General features: G+C 53.5%; 15 protein-coding genes. 4 read left to right on the plus strand and 11 right to left on the minus strand.

Features of this window, described 5'->3' with window-relative positions:
- Positions 1-49: 49 nt before the first annotated feature.
- From ilvD to THEAM_RS02765, 7 genes are read right to left on the minus strand one after another with little or no spacing between them, the layout of a single operon-like run.
- Entirely contained in the window at positions 50-1702 is a 1653-nt protein-coding gene (gene ilvD / locus THEAM_RS02735) for a dihydroxy-acid dehydratase (protein ID WP_013537292.1), read from the minus strand.
- Positions 1692-1925 carry a DUF465 domain-containing protein gene (locus THEAM_RS02740; RefSeq protein WP_013537293.1) on the minus strand — a complete coding sequence of 78 codons (234 nt, stop codon included), beginning with the start codon at positions 1923-1925 and terminating at the stop codon, positions 1692-1694. The genes ilvD and THEAM_RS02740 overlap by 11 nt, the downstream gene beginning before the upstream one ends.
- A gap of 9 nt (positions 1926-1934) precedes the next feature.
- Complete coding sequence (gene rimI / locus THEAM_RS02745) at positions 1935-2372, minus strand: ribosomal protein S18-alanine N-acetyltransferase (RefSeq protein ID WP_013537294.1); 438 nt, start codon at positions 2370-2372, stop codon at positions 1935-1937.
- Entirely contained in the window at positions 2344-2934 is a 591-nt protein-coding gene (gene tsaB, locus THEAM_RS09405; RefSeq protein ID WP_013537295.1) for a tRNA (adenosine(37)-N6)-threonylcarbamoyltransferase complex dimerization subunit type 1 TsaB, read from the minus strand. The genes rimI and tsaB overlap by 29 nt, the downstream gene beginning before the upstream one ends.
- A gap of 1 nt (position 2935) precedes the next feature.
- Entirely contained in the window at positions 2936-3703 is a 768-nt protein-coding gene (locus tag THEAM_RS02755; RefSeq protein ID WP_013537296.1) for a prepilin peptidase, read from the minus strand.
- A complete protein-coding gene (locus tag THEAM_RS02760; protein WP_013537297.1) occupies positions 3703-4323 on the minus strand; it encodes a hypothetical protein in 621 nt (206 codons plus the stop codon). Before THEAM_RS02760 ends, THEAM_RS02755 begins: the two co-directional genes overlap by 1 nt.
- Positions 4286-6574 carry a DEAD/DEAH box helicase gene (locus tag THEAM_RS02765; RefSeq protein ID WP_013537298.1) on the minus strand — a complete coding sequence of 763 codons (2289 nt, stop codon included), beginning with the start codon at positions 6572-6574 and terminating at the stop codon, positions 4286-4288. Before THEAM_RS02765 ends, THEAM_RS02760 begins: the two co-directional genes overlap by 38 nt.
- 49 nt (positions 6575-6623) lie before the next feature.
- Here THEAM_RS02765 and THEAM_RS09550 point away from each other — a divergent pair, with 49 nt between their 5' ends.
- The 4 genes from THEAM_RS09550 to THEAM_RS02780 are packed head-to-tail and all read left to right on the plus strand — an operon-like array spanning position 6624 to position 10390.
- Positions 6624-6779 carry an FmdB family zinc ribbon protein gene (locus tag THEAM_RS09550; RefSeq protein ID WP_013537299.1) on the plus strand — a complete coding sequence of 52 codons (156 nt, stop codon included), beginning with the start codon at positions 6624-6626 and terminating at the stop codon, positions 6777-6779.
- 52 nt (positions 6780-6831) lie between these two features.
- The gene (locus THEAM_RS02770; RefSeq protein ID WP_013537300.1) at positions 6832-6996 is read left to right on the plus strand and encodes a twin-arginine translocase TatA/TatE family subunit; all 165 of its coding nucleotides are present in this window, start codon (positions 6832-6834) and stop codon (positions 6994-6996) included.
- A gap of 58 nt (positions 6997-7054) precedes the next feature.
- A complete protein-coding gene (locus THEAM_RS02775; RefSeq protein ID WP_013537301.1) occupies positions 7055-8341 on the plus strand; it encodes an OmpP1/FadL family transporter in 1287 nt (428 codons plus the stop codon).
- An 18-nt stretch (positions 8342-8359) separates the two neighbouring features.
- Positions 8360-10390 (plus strand): hypothetical protein, encoded by a 2031-nt coding sequence (locus THEAM_RS02780; protein WP_013537302.1) that lies wholly within the window; start codon positions 8360-8362, stop codon positions 10388-10390.
- Here THEAM_RS02780 and THEAM_RS02785 read toward each other — a convergent pair.
- From THEAM_RS02785 to uvrB, 4 genes are all read right to left on the minus strand, one after another.
- Entirely contained in the window at positions 10384-11322 is a 939-nt protein-coding gene (locus THEAM_RS02785) for an ABC transporter ATP-binding protein (RefSeq protein WP_013537303.1), read from the minus strand. The two genes, THEAM_RS02780 and THEAM_RS02785, sit on opposite strands and share 7 nt — an antisense overlap.
- Positions 11319-11774, minus strand: coding sequence for a gamma-glutamylcyclotransferase family protein (locus THEAM_RS02790; RefSeq protein ID WP_013537304.1), 456 nt, complete (start codon positions 11772-11774; stop codon positions 11319-11321). Before THEAM_RS02790 ends, THEAM_RS02785 begins: the two co-directional genes overlap by 4 nt.
- Positions 11775-12268: 494 nt before the next feature.
- Entirely contained in the window at positions 12269-14164 is a 1896-nt protein-coding gene (gene acs / locus THEAM_RS02795) for an acetate--CoA ligase (RefSeq protein ID WP_013537306.1), read from the minus strand.
- Positions 14165-14216: 52 nt separating this feature from the next.
- A complete protein-coding gene (gene uvrB, locus THEAM_RS02800) occupies positions 14217-16208 on the minus strand; it encodes an excinuclease ABC subunit UvrB (RefSeq protein WP_013537307.1) in 1992 nt (663 codons plus the stop codon).
- Positions 16209-16352 lie beyond the last annotated feature (144 nt).

The raw sequence follows: 16352 nt of genomic DNA on the forward strand, positions 1-16352 counted from the left end.
TTAGCGGGGTTGTTGGTAGTGGCGGGGCCGAAGGCCCCGCCATTTTTATTTACACGTCTTGAATTGCCCCTTTTGAGGCAGATGTGACCAGTTTTGCGTACTTGCGCAAGAATTTGGACTTAATCTCTTTCTGTTTGGGTTTAAAGCTCTTCAGGCGGTTTTGGAGCTCCTCTTCGCTTATCAGCAGCTCAAGGCGCCTCTCGGGAACGTTTATGTGGATTTTGTCTCCGTCTTGAACAACTCCTATCGGGCCGCCCTCTGCCGCTTCCGGGGAGATGTGGCCTATGCAGGGGCCGTGGGTTCCTCCGGAGAACCTGCCGTCTGTTATGAGGGCCACCGACTCTCCGAGTCCCATTCCCATTACTGCTGCCGTTACTGCAAGCATTTCCCTCATTCCGGGGCCGCCTTTGGGGCCTTCGTAGCGGATTACTATTATGTCGCCGGCCTTGATTTGGCCGTTCATTACCGCCTTCATCGCCTCTTCTTCGCTGTCGAAGACCCTGGCGGTTCCGGTGAATACTTTCATCTTCTCGGATACCGCCCCCTGCTTTATCACGGCCCCTTCCGGTGCAAGGTTGCCGTAGAGTATCGCTATGCCGCCTTCAGGGCTGTAGGGGTTGTCTGTGGGTCTTATTACGTCGTCGTCCCAGATTTTTGCGGCTGCGGCTATCTCTTTGATGTCTGTGCCTAAAACTGTCGGGTTGCTCTCCAGCTTGTCGTACAGTCGTTTCATCACTCCGGGTATGCCGCCGGCGTAGTGGAGGTCTTCCATCAGGTACTTGCCTCCCGGCCTCATTGAGCAGATTTTAGGGGTTTCCCTGCTGAGCTGGTCGAAGAGCTTTATCTCAAACGGAACGCCTGCCTCGTGGGCTATGGCGGGCAGGTGTAAAACGGTGTTTGTTGAGCCTCCCAGGGCCAGGTCTACCCTTATGGCGTTTCTGAATGCCTGGGGGGTGAGTATGTCCCTGGGGCGGATGTTCTTTTTAACGAGCTCTACGATTTTCTCTCCGGAGGCTTCCGCTATGCGTTTTTTCTCTGCAAGGGGGGCCGGGGAAGTTCCACAGTAGGGGAGCGACATTCCCAGGGCCTCTGTAAGGCAGGCCATTGTGTTTGCGGTAAACATCCCCTGACAGGAGCCCGATGAGGGGCATGCGGCGCCTTCGAGCTCGAGGAGCTCTTCGAGGGTTATCTCTCCGGCCTTGTAGCGGCCGATTGCTTCAAACGTGTGGGTAACAAGGTCGAGTCTCTCTTTTCCCCGCCTACCGGCGAGCATCGGACCGGCCGTTACCACTATGGCCGGGACGTTTACCCGGGCGGCTCCCATGAGCATTCCCGGGGTTATTTTGTCGCACGCTGTAAGGAGGACTATTCCGTCGAGTTGGTGGGCGTTAACTACATCTTCTATCGCGTCTGCAATGAGCTCCCTGAGGGGAAGGGAGAAGCGCATCCCTTCGTGTCCCATTGCTATACCGTCGCATATGGCAGGAACCCTTACTATGAAGGGGGTTCCTCCTGCCGCTGCAACTCCCCGCTCTATGAACCTCTCGAGGGAGAACATGTCTGCGTGACCGGGAACCAGGTCGGTCCAGCTGGAGATTATTCCGATGAGCGGTTTGTCTATGTCTTTCCTCTGGAGGCCCGTTGCCATCATCAGGGCCCTTGCGGGGAGTTTTTCAAACTCTCTGAGAACGTCACTTCTCATTTGCTTCCTCCTGGGCCTTCTTCATGAGTGCCAGCATTTCGTCTCTGAGGCGGAGCCTTTCGGCTTTGAGTTTTTTGAGTTCAACCTCTTCCTGAGGGGTGAGAACCGCCTTTTTCTCCATTTTGTCTATGATGTCGTCGAGCTCCTGGTGTTTCCTTTCAAGGGTTTTGAAGTGGTGGAACTTCTCCCTTGCGAGGGCTTTGAGGTTTTCGTCTCTGAGCATAACTCCTCCTTATAGGGTTAGTTTGAGGATTAGGGCGTCTTCGTCGCCGTAGTAGTTTTTTCTCACTGAGATTTGTTTGAACCCCATCTTTTTGTAGAGGTTAATGGCGGGGGTGTTGGATTTCCTGACTTCAAGGAAGACCTCTTCTACTTTTCTCGCCCTACACTCTTCAAGGAGACGGTTTATGAGCTTTCGGGCTACTCCCTGTTTTCTGTATCGGGGGATGACTGCGATTCTGTTAAGCTCGCAGGTCGGACCGGTTATCCAGGCCATCAGGTAGCCTATCACCTCCCCTTGGTGGAGAGCTACTACGTTAAACCCGACGGGAAGCGTCAGCTCCCGCCGGAGGAGCTCTTCTGTGTAGGGCTCTTTGAAGAGTTCCCTCTCTATCTTTAGTATATCCGATAGGTGGTGCTCCTTAAAGGCCTCCAGCCTGAGGTTTTGCATCGTGGTCTCTCACGTAGTTGGGGGTGAGGGGAAGGCTTTCTGCTGTGAGAAGTGCCTTTACCGCAAGGGGAGTAAGGTCTTTTACGCAGGGAAAGGTTTGGAGGGGGGGCGGAAGTTCTCCCTTGTAAATTAGGGGGCGCTGAGATTTTTCAAGCTGTGCGGCAAGCTCTTGGGGTGAGATGTCGAGCTCCCGGTTGCCTACTCTTGCGTACACTTTTCCCCTCATTGCGGGTATAACGGCCACGGCCCCTTCGGGAGCTCCCGTTAGCAGGGCAGACAGGGTGGAGACCCCTCTGACTTTTACGCCGCAGGCTTTGAACGCCTTTCCCACGGTAACCGAAAGCCTTACGCCTGTGAAGGAGCCCGGCCCCGTTGTAACTGTGCACTCGTCTATCTCCTGGGGGCTCAGGTTGAAGGTTTTCAGCAGTGAAAGGAGCTCAGCATAGACTATTTCGGCGTGGAGTCTTGGCCTGTTCCAGCACCTGCAGCCGACAACCTCTCCGTTTACCTCAAGGGCTACGCTCCCCTCGGGGAGGGTAAGGTCAACGGCCACTTTTACCATGTTAACCTCTGAGTAGGTGGAGATACCAGTTTAGGAGCTTGTCTCCTGCAAGCAGTGTTGCGAGTGCTCCGGCTGCGAGGAAGGGGCCGAAGGGTAGGGGCTGTTCCTTGGAGCTCTTTCTCAGTGCCATTAGGGTAACGCCTAATACGGCTCCGGTAAGGGAGGCAAAGAAGAGCGTCAGTAGGACTTTTTTCCACCCGAGGAAGGCCCCTATTACCGCCATGATGTTGGCGTCTCCGTAGCCCATGCCCTCTTTACCGGTGAATACGTAGTAGGTTTCTATGATGAACAGGATAACTCCGGCTCCGAACGAGGCTCCGAGCATGGAGTCTACGAACTTTATTGAGGCGGGAATTGACAGGAAGAGCCCTGCCAGCAGTGCAAAGTAGCTGAGCTTCACGGGCACTTCCATGGTGTCCAGGTCTATGAAGGCCACCACAATCAGGTAGTAGATGAGTACGAGGTAGTAGAGGGTGTCAAAGGTCGGTCCGAATTTGCAGGTTACGGCCGCCGTTGTCGCCCCTGTGAGCAGTTCGACTATCGGGTAGCGAAGGGGTATCGGGCTCTTGCAATGTCTGCACTTGCCCTTCAGTAGGATGTAGCTTACAACGGGAACGTTGTCGTACCACTTTATGGGCCGTTTGCAGCTGGGGCAGAAGGAGGGCGGGTAAACGATGGACTTGCCCTTTGGAATTCTGTAGATGCAGACGTTCAGGAAGCTCCCTATAACTGTTCCGAGAACAAAGGCAAACAGGCACTCTACTCCCATTAGTGGGTATCCTTGGGGGCTTCTCTTATGAACTTAACAACTTTTCCTAAGAAGTCTCTCCACCGCTCTATCGCCTGCTTCAGCTCTCCGGTTAGAACCTGCAGGGCTTCTTCCTCTCTGCCTTCGTACATGAGGTCGTCGAGTTTAAAGACGGCATCTTCCAGCTTTGCTATCTCTTCCTCTATGCCGTCTACTATAGGGATTATCCTTGAGCCGTTTTCAACCACTTTGACCGACCAGTCGAGGGAGTCCAGTAGGTTGTGGAGCATTAGCTTGGCAAGCTCCGGGCGCTCCTGCCAGTCGGAGGCTATCTGCTCTATTGCGTTGGCCATTCCTTCAAGGGCAAGGACCGAAAGCTCGAGCTGCTTTCTCACCATGTTTGCAGAGGGCTCGGTAACTATGTTGAGCTCCTCCAGCTCTTTTATGAAGTCCACCTTAGAGGGGTGGAGCTTCTCCCCCTTAAACTCTACGTACTTTATAGACCTCTCCGGGTAGAGGTACCTGTACTCTATGAGGCGCAAGAGTCCGGTGTTCGGTGTGTTGTCGAACTCCTTCCCCACCTCGAACTCTAAGGGTTTGCCGTCAACTTTTATCCTGAGTCGCCTTCTCTCCTGTGACATTTCTGTAGAGCACCTCCAGCGCTTCTTCTTTGGTTAACTTCAGCGCGTTTCGCCTTCCGACGAAGAGAGAGGCTAAGAACTTAAGCAGTTTAGGGTTCCCAAGGGGAAATTTAATCCTCTCAACCGCCTTAACAACGGCTGTCGCCTCTTTCTCTACGCTCTTTACGGAGCTGTACCTCTCCGAGAGTGCCTCCTTTACGGCCTCGAGGGCCTCTCCTCTACCCTCCTTAATGGCGTTTATGAGTGCTATCTCGTTGGGGTAGTTGAGGAGCTTTCCGGCCCGGGCAAGGGCGTTTCCCCTCATGTAGCCCAAGCCCTCAACGCTTCCCAGAAGGGCAAATTTGTAGGGTATGCCGCTCCTTACCATCATAACGGTTCTGTGGACCGTTTCAAAGGGCATAACGTTTAGCCTGCATAGCAGCTGCCCGAGCAGGGAGCTTTCAAGGGGTAGGCTGGAGAGCTCTCCCGGCGGTCGGGCAACCTGTTTGAAGGGGAAGAAGCCCCCTTGGGCGTAGAATATGAGAACCTCGGAGTTGTCTGTAACCTCGTGGGCCGTTTCTCTGTAGATGGTTTCTGCTATTTTCAGCGACTCCCGCCTGAAGGCCTCTCCGGTGAAGAGCTCTACGCTTTTGGGGTTCAGCTCCCTCCTTATGAAGGGCCTCACCGCGTAAAGGTAGGCTGTGGTGGGCTCCCTCTGGGCCAGGCCGGTTACCTTCTGTAGCCTCTCGGTGAACTCTTCGTAGCAGTAGGGGGAGACGAAGGAGGCTACGAGGAGCTTCGCAAGGTGGGTGGGTTTACCGTCTGTAATGTATCCCATCTGTTGAAGCTCTTGCTCAATCTCTTTCAGCTCCCTTAGGAGCAGCGGGTTTTTCTTAACGCTGAAAGTCGCAGAGAGGGCCCTTTCCCAGTCGCTTCCGTATCTGATTAACGGCCCGAGGAGCATGAGGCTCAGCACCGACTTTTCCCGGTTTGGGCAGGCAACAGCTCCCCTGAAGGAGAGCCCTTGGGAGAGTGCAGTTTGGAACGGTTTGTCGAGCTCGGACTGAAGCTCCCTCTCCAGGGCCTTCTCGCTTGCCCCCGAAACCACTATGAAGGAGTAGCCTTTCTCCGAAAGGCCGAACCTGCCCGCCCTACCCTCCATCTGCATAACCGTTAAAAGGTCGGGGAAGAAACGGTACTCCATTGTGAGCCTGTCGAACCTTCCCCTTACGAATATCACCACGGAGTCTGCCGGCAGGTTCACTCCGTAGGCGAGGGTTTGGGTTGCGTAGAGCCTGTGGAGCTTCTCTCCCCCCTTGAACTCCCTCTCTATAGCCTCCCTCTCCTCTTGGGGAACGTCGGCGTTATGGAAGGCAACCCCTTCGCCCTCTTTTTCTTCCTTCTCGAACGGAAGCGTTTCGTTGAAGACGCTCCTTCCGTAAAGGGCGTTCTCCACCTGTAGTGCCTGCCAGCCCAAATCTTTCCTCGGAACGAACACGAGGGTTTTCCCCTCTGTTTTCAGCTCCTCTACAGCCGCAACCAGTTTCTCTTCGGGGGTGGCTTTCGGGAGCTTGCTCCTTTTCAGTAGTTTACTCATGTTTACCACTTTCCTCTCCAGCGGAACGGGGCGCCACTCCGACTCTATAAACAGCTCTGCCTCTATCCACTTTGCAAGCTCAACGGCTCCCGGTATGGTAGCCGAAAGGGCAAGAAGGGGTATCCCTTCGTTTATTGCGTAGCTCACAACCTCTTCAATCACCGCTCCCCGTGAGGGGTCTCTTATAACGTGAACTTCATCTATTACAAGGGCTCCTGCCTCCTCAAACCACCTGCTCCTGCTCCTTGAGGCCGCAAGCAGGCTCTCGTAGGTGCAGACAACCGCCTCTTGGGTTATCTCTTCGAGCTCCTCTACTACGTCTCCGCTCCTTACCCCTACAGAGGGGAAGAACTGCCTGAACTCTTTGAACTTCTCCCAGATGAGGGCCCGTGTGGGGGCGGTGTAGATGAACTTGCCTTTTCTGTTTTTAAGCCAGAACAGCAGCGCCGTTAGGCTTTTACCTGAACTTGTGGGAGAGGAGATGAGGGCGTTTCCTCCTCTGTAGAACAGGTGAAACGCCGTTTGAAGGGGGTTGAGGGTTTTAAACGGTAGGGGGAGGGGAAGCTCCTCTGCCGGCGTCAACCCGAGCTTTTTAACCTCTCCCTCTTTGAGTACCTCTAAAACGCCCGACTCGCCGTCGAACTGGGAAGATTCTAATATCTTAATGGTTTCCATTTTCAGAAAAACTCCTAAATTTACCTTAACACCTTACCGGAGGTTTAGAATGCAAATATACATCTTCGAGTGCAACGACTGCGGGGCCGAGTTTGAGGAGGCCATCTACTCTCCCCTGCAACTTATGGAGATTAAGTGCCCCCACTGCGGCTCCGAGAACGTAGAGGTTATAGACATAGCCAACTTCTGCTCTCCGTTTGGCTGAGGCTAAGGAGCGGGGCCGGTTCGGCCCTTTAACCTTTATCACGAGGTGGAGTGTGCTCTTTAAGATTCTTCTGCTGCTGGTTGTTGTAGGCGTGATTTTCGGCTGGGACAAGATAGTGAACCTGATTAAAGCCTTTTTCCAGGTCAAAGAGGAGTTCAAGAAGGGTTTGGAAGGGGAGGAAGAGGAGAAACCCAAGATTAAGGTCGTTGATAAGTAAGAACCCTGTCCCTTTTTGATAACATTTCCCTCAGACTCAGAGAGGAGGGACAGGGACTATGCGTAAATTTCTGCTTTCCCTTTTGGCCTTCTCGCTCTCTTCCACAGCTCTTGCCGGAAACGTTGACACCTTTGGCATAGGGGCAAAGGCAACCGCCCTCGGAGGAGCCTTTTCCGCCTACGCCGACGACCCTTCGGCTGTTTACTACAACCCCGCCGGACTCACTCAGATTGAAAAGCCGATAGTTTCGGTAGGTGCCGAGTACCTGGTACCTACCATAAAGGTTCACGACTACAGGGCCGTAGACGGCGACGGCAACAAGGTTCAGCCCTACGGCGCTTCGTTTACCGACGACTCAGACGCCCTTACGGTTCCCTACCTCGGGTTTGCCACCCCGGTTTTCGGTGGCCTTTACTTCGGAGTAGCCGCTTACGTTCCCTACGGACTCCATATAAAGTGGGATTCGGACCCTGCAAAGAACCCGGCTGCGTATAACGGCTTTGAGTCCTACTACGTTAGGGGCGTTGTTACCCCCACCCTGGCCTTTAAGCTCAACGATAAGTGGGCGTTCGGTTTCGGAATTTCCTTCGGCCGCTCCGATGCCGGAACTCAGCGCCGTATCTACGCACCTTCTATTCCTTCGATTCATAACAGGATAATCAAGGGAGACCTCCACGACGACTTCAACGTTTCGTTTAACGTAGGTCTCCTTTATAAGCCTTACGACAACTTCTCCATAGGTGTAACCTACCGCTCTCGGACCAATACCAACTTCAGGGGAACCGTTGAGGTTGTTGGAGTCGATAAGGTAGGGGCTGAAACGAAGATAGACCACCCGGACCAGCTTCAGGTGGGCCTTAAGTACAGGCCCAACAAGAGGCTCACCCTTACTGCCGACGTTGTTTGGACCAACTGGAGCCTCATTCACGGTTACACCGTTAAGTTCGACAGGCCCCTTCTGGGGAAAACTCAGGAGTACTTCCCCAGGGACTGGAAGGATACCCGTCAGCTGAGGCTCGGTATAGAGTACAAGTGGAGTGAAATCCTTACCCTTAGGGCCGGTTACTTTTACGACCCCTCTCCCATCCCCGACCACACCTTCGATATGCTGTGGCCCGACGCCGATAAGAAAACCTACTCTGTAGGTGCAGGTTTGAAGTTCGGCAGACTCAGGATAGATACGGTTGTTCAGTACATAATAGCCGAGTACAAGCGGGAAATCGGCGGTGAGAGTGTGAACCTTAACAACAGCTACCCGGGGGTTAACGGTAACCCGGGAACGGTTGCGACCTCTGCCGACGGTCACCTGTGGGGTTACGGCTTAACCGTCAGTTACCTCTTTTAGGTTTGAGGAGGAAGCGGTATGAGAAGGTTCTTAGGAGTTGTTTTGGCCTCTGTTTTGCTCTTTTCCTGCGGAAGCTCCCTCCAGAGCAACTCGGGGGCTCCCGAGCAGGTTTCGTATAACCCTGTTGAGAGGAGTTACCTGGTGTTTGACCCGTTCTCTACAAAGGCAAGCGAACCTTTGGGAATCCCTTTTCCCAACGACCTATTCTGGCTTCAGAGCTCCACTAAGGAGGGTGTGGAGCCGGTTGTTCAGTTTGATACTGCTTCCGTTTCGGACCCGGCCCAGAAAGCGCTCCTCGAAGCTGTTAACCAGCTTCGGGTTAAGGGGCTCAGCCCCAATACGCCGATTTTCGTTCCCCTTTCGGCAGATACCCCTTTGAACCTTTCAACGGTTAGGGGCCGTTTTAAACTCATAGACGTTACGGCCCTGGGCGAGCTCCTTGCGGGTAACCAGGCCGCTTTACCCCTTGTTGACCAGACGGACAGGCTCTTTGTGAGGCAGGAGGGGAGGTTTTTAAAGTTTTACCCCGTTAAACCCCTTGAGGCCGGCCACCACTATCTCTTTGTTCTGATTAACGGAATAGAGGACTCTAACGGAGAGGCTGTTCTGCCTCCGCAAGTTTACAACGAGCTTGAGTCTCAAACTCCCCTTTCCGACCCCCAGCTTGAGCAGCTGAGGGAGCTGTACCAGAGTGAGATTTACGGGAAGCTCTTTCCCGCCCTTGACTCCCTTTACGAAAAAGGTTTGATATCTTTGCCTTCTCCCTTAAATGCCGATACGGTTCTTGAGTCTTTCACTTTCTACACTGCAGATAAAACCCTCTCTCTGGCAGATTTGGGGGCGATAAAGGCCTACCTGGAAGGGGAAGTTCCGGCTCTCTCTGTTACCGGATTGCCCTACTCTTCCGTTGGGGCAGACTACGGCTCCCTGGACCCTGATAACGCTACGGCTTCGCCCCTTTACGCCGTTTTCAACCTGGTTCAGGGCTTAGTGGCGGCAAACCCTCAGTTTAAGGCCCTTGTAGAGCAGGGTTACTTCCCCGCTTTCTCCATCTCTAAGCTGAAGGAGCTTCTCACCCTCCTTCAGGAAGGCAAAAAGCCCGGAGTGGACTTCGACCTTAACGACTACTACAAGCTCATACCGGTTTACTTCGGCAACGGTGAGCTCTTTAACGGAACTTTATACATCTTCCAGCACGGCCTTGGCGGAGATAGAACCCGCGCTCAGGCCCTACTTGAAGACGTTCAGTTCCCCGTTGCCGCCATAGACCTCCCCTATCATGGGGCTTACACCTCCATGACCAACAACCAGCAGCCCAACCCGGCTTGCCTCAACGACGAAGGGGAGGCCACCGGCAAGTGCTTCCTTACCGGCAACGTTGCGGCCGATAGGGTTAACATCTACCAGGCCGTTTTCAACCTGAGGCTTCTGGAGCTTATGCTTAAAGCCGGCCTATACGACGTTAACGGCGACGGAACCCCAGACCAGGTTCAACACCTCTACTTTGTTGGCCAATCTATGGGGGCTATAACGGGCTCCATATTTGCCGCCTACGGCGCTCCGGAGAAGACCGTTCTGAACGTAGGCGGAGCCAACTACGTTTCGATTATAGATGCAGCTTTAAACGAGCTTATAGAGGGGCTGCTCACCTCTACGGGCCTGAAGAAGAACACAAACGGCTATGCGGTAACCTTGGGGCTCTTCCAGATGGTTCTTGACCCTGCCGACCCTGCCTACATCGGAACGGAGAACTCCAACTCAACCATTATCCAGAGCGCCTACGGCGATACAGTTGTTCCCTACGTTTCAAACCTTTCCCTTGCCGTTAGAACGGGCTTTTCTGCCTACCGGGAAGCCGACCTCGACAACCCTCAGGCCCTTCCCGGCTGGTATATGTTCGGCAACGAGACCAACTGGGTTACCCACAGCTTCCTCACCAGACCCACCCTCGACGGCTACCCGGAAGTGGAGGGCCATACAACAGAGGAGTTTGTTCTGAAGGCAGAAAAAGCTGCCCGCCTGCAGATAGAGAGGTTTTTCTCTCAGTAATTGGGAAAGAAGCACCTTACTCCCCTCCCGTTAACTTCCCTGACGGGAGGGGTTTTCTTTTTGCAGACCTCTTTTGCCTTGTAACACCTGGAGTGGAACGGACACCCTGAAGGCCTTTGGGAAGGGTCTGGAACCGAGCCGGGAATAGCCCGGAGCTTTCCTTTGCCCGAGCACTTGAGTTCCGGTGTGCAGTTTATTAGTCCTTCGGTGTAAGGGTGTAAGGGGGAGCCCAGAACCTCTGAGGTTCTCCCCCACTCAACCGTGTATCCGGCGTACATGACGAATACCTTTTGGGCAACCTCTTTAACAACGCCCATGTCGTGTGTAATGAGCGCCAGCCCGAGCCTTTGCTCCCTTACCAGCCTTTTAAAGAGCCTGAGAATTCGGGCTTGAACGGTTACGTCGAGGGCGGTTGTGGGCTCGTCGGCTATCAGGTAGCCGGGAGAGCAGGCAAGGGCCATGGCTATTGCTACCCTCTGTTTTAACCCCCCTGAGAGCTGGTGGGGGTAGGCGTGGTATACCCTTTCGGGGTCGGGTATTTCGCACAGCTCGAAGAGCTCCACTACCCTTTTGAAGAAGTCCCCTTTAAAGCCGTGGAACTTCAGGGCTTCTGCCACCTGCTCTCCCACCTTCATAAGGGGGTTGAGGCTTGATGAGGGGTCTTGAAAGACCATTGAGACCTTCTCCCAGCGGAAGCGCCTCAACCGCTCCCCTTGAAGGGAGAGAACGTCTGTTCCGTCGACTTCTACTTTGCCCTTTACTTTTAGGTTTTCCGGCAAGAGCTTCAAAACGGCAAGCGCCGTTAAAGACTTACCGCTTCCGCTTTCGCCTACAACGGCTACAGACTCCCCAGGAGCCGCTTTCACTTTGGCGTCGCATACGAGCTTAACGGGTCCTTTCTCTATGGAGAGGGATTCAACTGTGAGGCTCAAGGTTTCTCCCGAAAGAGGCTCTCTATTTTCTTACAGTAACTTTTGGAGAGAAGGCCAAGCTGACACGCCTTGAGTAGGTGTTTCAGGTAGTTGGGGTGGGGTTTAAGGCCCTCTTTGATAAATGCGGGCTGAGCTACATAACAGACAGCCTTTACCTTTTCCCCCGATGGGGTTTCCACCTCGACCTCCCTTCGGCCGTAGTGGCGGGGGTAGCCTTCGTAGGAGTCGAGGCTCTCGAGCCCTTCCAGAACTTCGTACAGGACCCCCTCTACAACCCCGTTTGGGTCGGGCTCTACGTTTGCGCACCCGTAACCGGGGAAGGTGTAGCAGGCCTTGTTGAAGGCGAGCCTGTAGCCTTTGAGTTTGGCGGGGCGGAAGCTCTTAAACTTCACGCCCCGCTCCCTCATTCTCTCCGGGTTCATGTTGGAGCCGTAAGCGAAGTAGAGAACCATCATCCCTTTCAGGGCATTACAGTTCTTTTAGAAAAAGTAGCTGCCTTTCCAATTTGGTAAAGGCGTCAATCCCTTTCAGGGGAATTTTATTATAGCTGAAAAGTGAGCCGCGAGCCGCGGCTCAACCGAGAAGTCCAGGTGGAGGGGTGGTATAAATGATATCTACAGAGATGTGAATAACCACCCAAATTTTTTGGAGAAGTAAGGGAGCTAGGAGCGTAATCCCGAGTCTGATAGCGCCGAGCAGAAAAGCAGCTACTTTTTCTAAGAATTTCATTTTCCCTCCTTTAATTTGGTTTAAGCTGTCATTTTTTACCTCCTTATGCTTAATTTTGATTAAGCTTAATCTGTTGAATCACTGTTCAATATGAAATATCGGTCGAAATCCTGAAGTTTTCATTAATTTTGATTAATTTTCATGGATTTAGAGAAGGGAGCGAAGGCTACCTTTTAATGGACGGAGGGGGATACCCCCCTCCGTATTTTGAAGAGTTTCAGTCCTCCAGCGTTGAGAGGTCTCCCGGGTCTATTCCGAGCTCCCTTGCCTTTAGGACCCTTCTCATTATCTTTCCGCTCCTTGTTTTGGGGAGCTTCTCAACAAACTCTATCTCGCTGGGAACGGCAAGGGCTCCCAGCTCCATCTTTACGTGGTACTTAAGGTCCTCTACCAGCTTATCGCTGGGCTCAACGCCGGCTTTCAGTATAACGAAGGCCTTTATTGCCTCTCCCTTAACCGGGTCGGGTTTTCCTATAACTGCCGCCTCTGCTACCGCCGGGTGGGAAACCAGTGCCGACTCAACCTCCATCGTTCCTATTCTGTGGCCGGAAACGTTTATAACGTCGTCGGCACGGCCGAGAATCATTATGTAGCCGTCTTTATCTTTAACTGCTACGTCTCCCGCCGTGTAGCAGTTGGGGATTGTATTCCAGTACTGCTCGTAGCGCTGAGGATTCTTCCAGATGGTTCTCATCATAGAGGGCCACGGGAACTTTATTACCAGGAAACCGCCTTTTTCGGGCTCTACCGGGTTGCCCTCTTTGTCGACAACGTCTGCAATTACTCCGGGGACGGGCTTACCGGCCTTACCGGGTTTCATGGGCAGCCCGTCTATCGTTGTTATCATCACGGCGCCGGTTTCGGTCTGCCACCAGGTATCAACTATCGGGCACCGCTCCTTACCTATTACCCTGTAGTACCAGAGCCAGGCTTCGGGGTTTATGGGTTCTCCCACCGAGCCCAGGAGCCTCAGCGACGAAAGGTCGTACTTGTTGGGCCACTCCTCTCCGGCCCTCATGAACATCCTGATTGCAGTGGGCGCCGTGTAGAAGATGTTCACACCGTACTTCTCTACTATCCTCCACCACCTTCCGAAGTCCGGGTAGTTGGGAGCTCCCTCGGCTATAACCTGGGTTGCCCCGGCAACTAAGGGGCCGTAAACGATGTAGCTGTGGCCTGTAATCCAGCCCGGGTCGGCGGTGCACCAGTAAACATCGTCTTCTTTAAGGTCGAAAACGGTTTTTACCGAGTAGTAGGTTCCCACCATGTAGCCGCCGGTTGTGTGGAGCACCCCTTTGGGCTTTCCGGTTGAGCCGGAGGTGTAGAGTATGAACAGCGGGTCTTCTGCGTCCATCTCCTCCGGTTCGCAGTAGTCGGGCTCGTTCTCTATGAAGCTGTAGAAGTCAACCTCCTTTTCGCCGATGAGGTCTACCAGGGGCCTGAGCCTCCTCAGGACGACAACCTTTTCAACTGTGGGAAGGTCGAGGATTGCCTGGTCTACTATCTGTTTTAGGGGAATGGCCCTGCCGCGTCTTATGGTAACGTCGGCGGTTATGACCATTTTGGCCTCTGCGTCCTCTATCCTGTGGCGGAGGGCAGATGCACTGAAGCCGGCGTAAACTACCGAGTGAATCGCCCCTATTCGGGCGCACGCAAGCATTGCAGCTACTTGTTCTATTACGAGGGGCATGTAGATTACTACCCTGTCTCCCTTCTTTATGCCTGCCCTTTTCAGGGCGTTTGCGAGTTTGTTAACGAGCCTGTAGAGCTCTCCGTAGGTAACAACTTTCTCGTTTCCCAGCTCGTCTTCCCAGAAGAAGGCTACCTTGTTCCTCTTGTCCCCCTTGACGTGGCGGTCGAGGGCGTTAACCGTTATGTTGGTTTTGCCCCCTACGAACCATTTGGCGTAAGGGTAGTTCCACTCTAAAACTTTTTCCCACTTCTTGAACCAGATTAGCTGCTGGGCCACTTCCTCCCAGAACTTTTCAGGGTTTTCGAGAAAACGCTTGTACTCGGCTTCGTAGTCTTTTACGTTTGCGTTTTTGACGAACTCCTCCGGCGGGGGAATTACGAGCTCTTTTTTTAGGAGGTGGTCGAGCTGTTCTTTGGACATGGCGGCCTCCCTGAAAGCGGGTTTGTTATAGAGTTTACAACAACTCCTTCCTTTACTCCGGAAGGAGAAGGCGGCGAAGCTCTCTGATTTTGTCCCTAAGCTCGGCCGCCCGCTCAAACTCCCAGTTCTTGGCCGCCTCTTTCATCTCCTTTTCCAGTTTCTCTATGAGCTCGAAGAGCTCCTCTTCGTTTTTGGGAACTTCCTCTATCCCTTTTCTCTTTATCCTTTCGAGTGCAGATAGGCCGGCGTCTTCCAGGATTGAGGGTTCGAGCTCCCTTTTTACCGTTTGGGGGGTTATGTTGTGTTCTCTGTTGTACGCCTCCTGGATTTTTCTGCGCCTTTGGGTCTCTTCGATTGCCCTCTTCATTGATGGGGTTACGCGGTCGGCAAAGAGGATAACTTTACCGTTTACGTTCCTTGCGGCCCTCCCCATCGTTTGAATCAGGGAGGTTGTGGACCTTAAAAAACCCTCCTTGTCGGCGTCCAGTATGGCAACCAGCGAAACTTCCGGGAGGTCGAGCCCCTCCCTGAGGAGGTTAACGCCCACCAGCACGTCGAACTCTCCCTGGCGGAGCCCTCTGATTATCTCCACCCGCTCCACCGAATCTATTTCGGAGTGGAGGTACTTGGCTTTTACCCCCTTTTCGAGCAGGTAGTTGGTGAGCTCTTCGGCGCTTTTCTTCGTTAGAGTTGTGATTAGAACCCTCTCGTTCCTCTTTACCCTCTCTCTGATTTGGGAGAGGAGGTAGTCTATCTGACCTTGGGTGGGCCTTACCTCCACTTCCGGGTCGAGGAGGCCTGTGGGCCTTATTATCTGCTCTACAACTCTTTCGGAGACTTCGAGTTCGAAGGGACCCGGGGTTGCCGAGACGAAGATGGCCTGGGGCACCCTTTTGAGGAACTCCTCAAAGGTTAGGGGCCGGTTGTCGTAGGCCGATGGGAGCCTGAAGCCGTGCTCTACGAGGTTGAACTTCCGGGCCCTGTCTCCTCTGTACATCGCTTTTATCTGGGGGATTGTAACGTGGGACTCGTCTACGATTACGAGGAAGTCGTCAGGGAAGTAGTCGAGGAGTGTAAACGGCGGCTCTCCCGGCTTCCTTCCCTCAAGGTGGCGGGAGTAGTTTTCGATTCCCTTGCAGTGGCCTATCTCGAGCAGGAGCTCCATGTCGTAGCGGGTTCGCTGCTCCAGCCTCCTCGCCTCTAACTCTTTCCCTTGGCTGAGGAAGTACTGCAGGCGCTCTTGAAGCTCTTCCTCTATGGACCGGACGGCCCTTACTATTCGGGAGTGGGGGGTTGCATAGTGGGAGGCCGGGTAAACGGTATAGGTGTTTAGCTCTTTAACCGTTTCGTGGTTGAAGTAGGTCAGCATGGTTATGGAGTCGACTTCGTCGCCGAAGAGCTCAACCCTTATGAAGTGTTCTTCGGTGTCTGCAGGGTAGATGTCTATTACGTCGCCGCGGACTTTGAAGATTCCGGGCCTTACTTCAAAGTCGTTCCTCTCGTAGCCGAGGCTGACCAGTTTTCTTATGACTTCTTCCCTCTCTACAATCTCTCCCACCTCGAACCGGAGGGCGAGCTTCTTGTAGTGCTCCGGCGAGCCCAAGCCGTAGATACAGGAGACCGAGGCCACAACTATGGTGTCGGGCCGGGTCAGGAGGGATACCGTTGCTGAGTGGCGCATCCGCTCTATTACCGGGTTTATGGAGCAGTCTTTCTCTATGTAGAGGTCGCGGCTGGGTATGTAGGCCTCGGGCTGGTAGTAGTCGTAGTAGCTTATGAAGTACTCTACGGCGTTTTCTGGGAAGAAGTTTTTAAGCTCGTGGTAGAGCTGTGCGGCCAGGACTTTGTTGTGGGAGATGACGAGTGTGGGCTTTTGAACCTCTTCTATGACTTTGGCTATTGTGTAGGTTTTGCCGCTTCCCGTGATGCCCAGGAGGGTTTGGTACTTTAGGCCCTCTTTTACCCCTTCGGAAAGGGCCTTTATGGCTTTGGGTTGGTCTCCCCTTGGCTTGAAGGGTGAAACTACTTTAAAGCGCCTCTCCATATCGGTAGCCTAATATAGGCTGAGTTGGGTTGCCGAGGAAGTGCTATTTTTAGGTTGCACAAATCCTGTAGCGGGAGTTTAATAGTCAACTACCCCCGACTAAAGTCGGAGGCTTGTAGCTGATGCTACGCAGTGGTAGCACCG

The sequence above is a fragment of the Thermovibrio ammonificans HB-1 genome, assembly GCF_000185805.1.
Taxonomy (GTDB): Bacteria; Aquificota; Aquificia; order Desulfurobacteriales; family Desulfurobacteriaceae; genus Thermovibrio; species Thermovibrio ammonificans.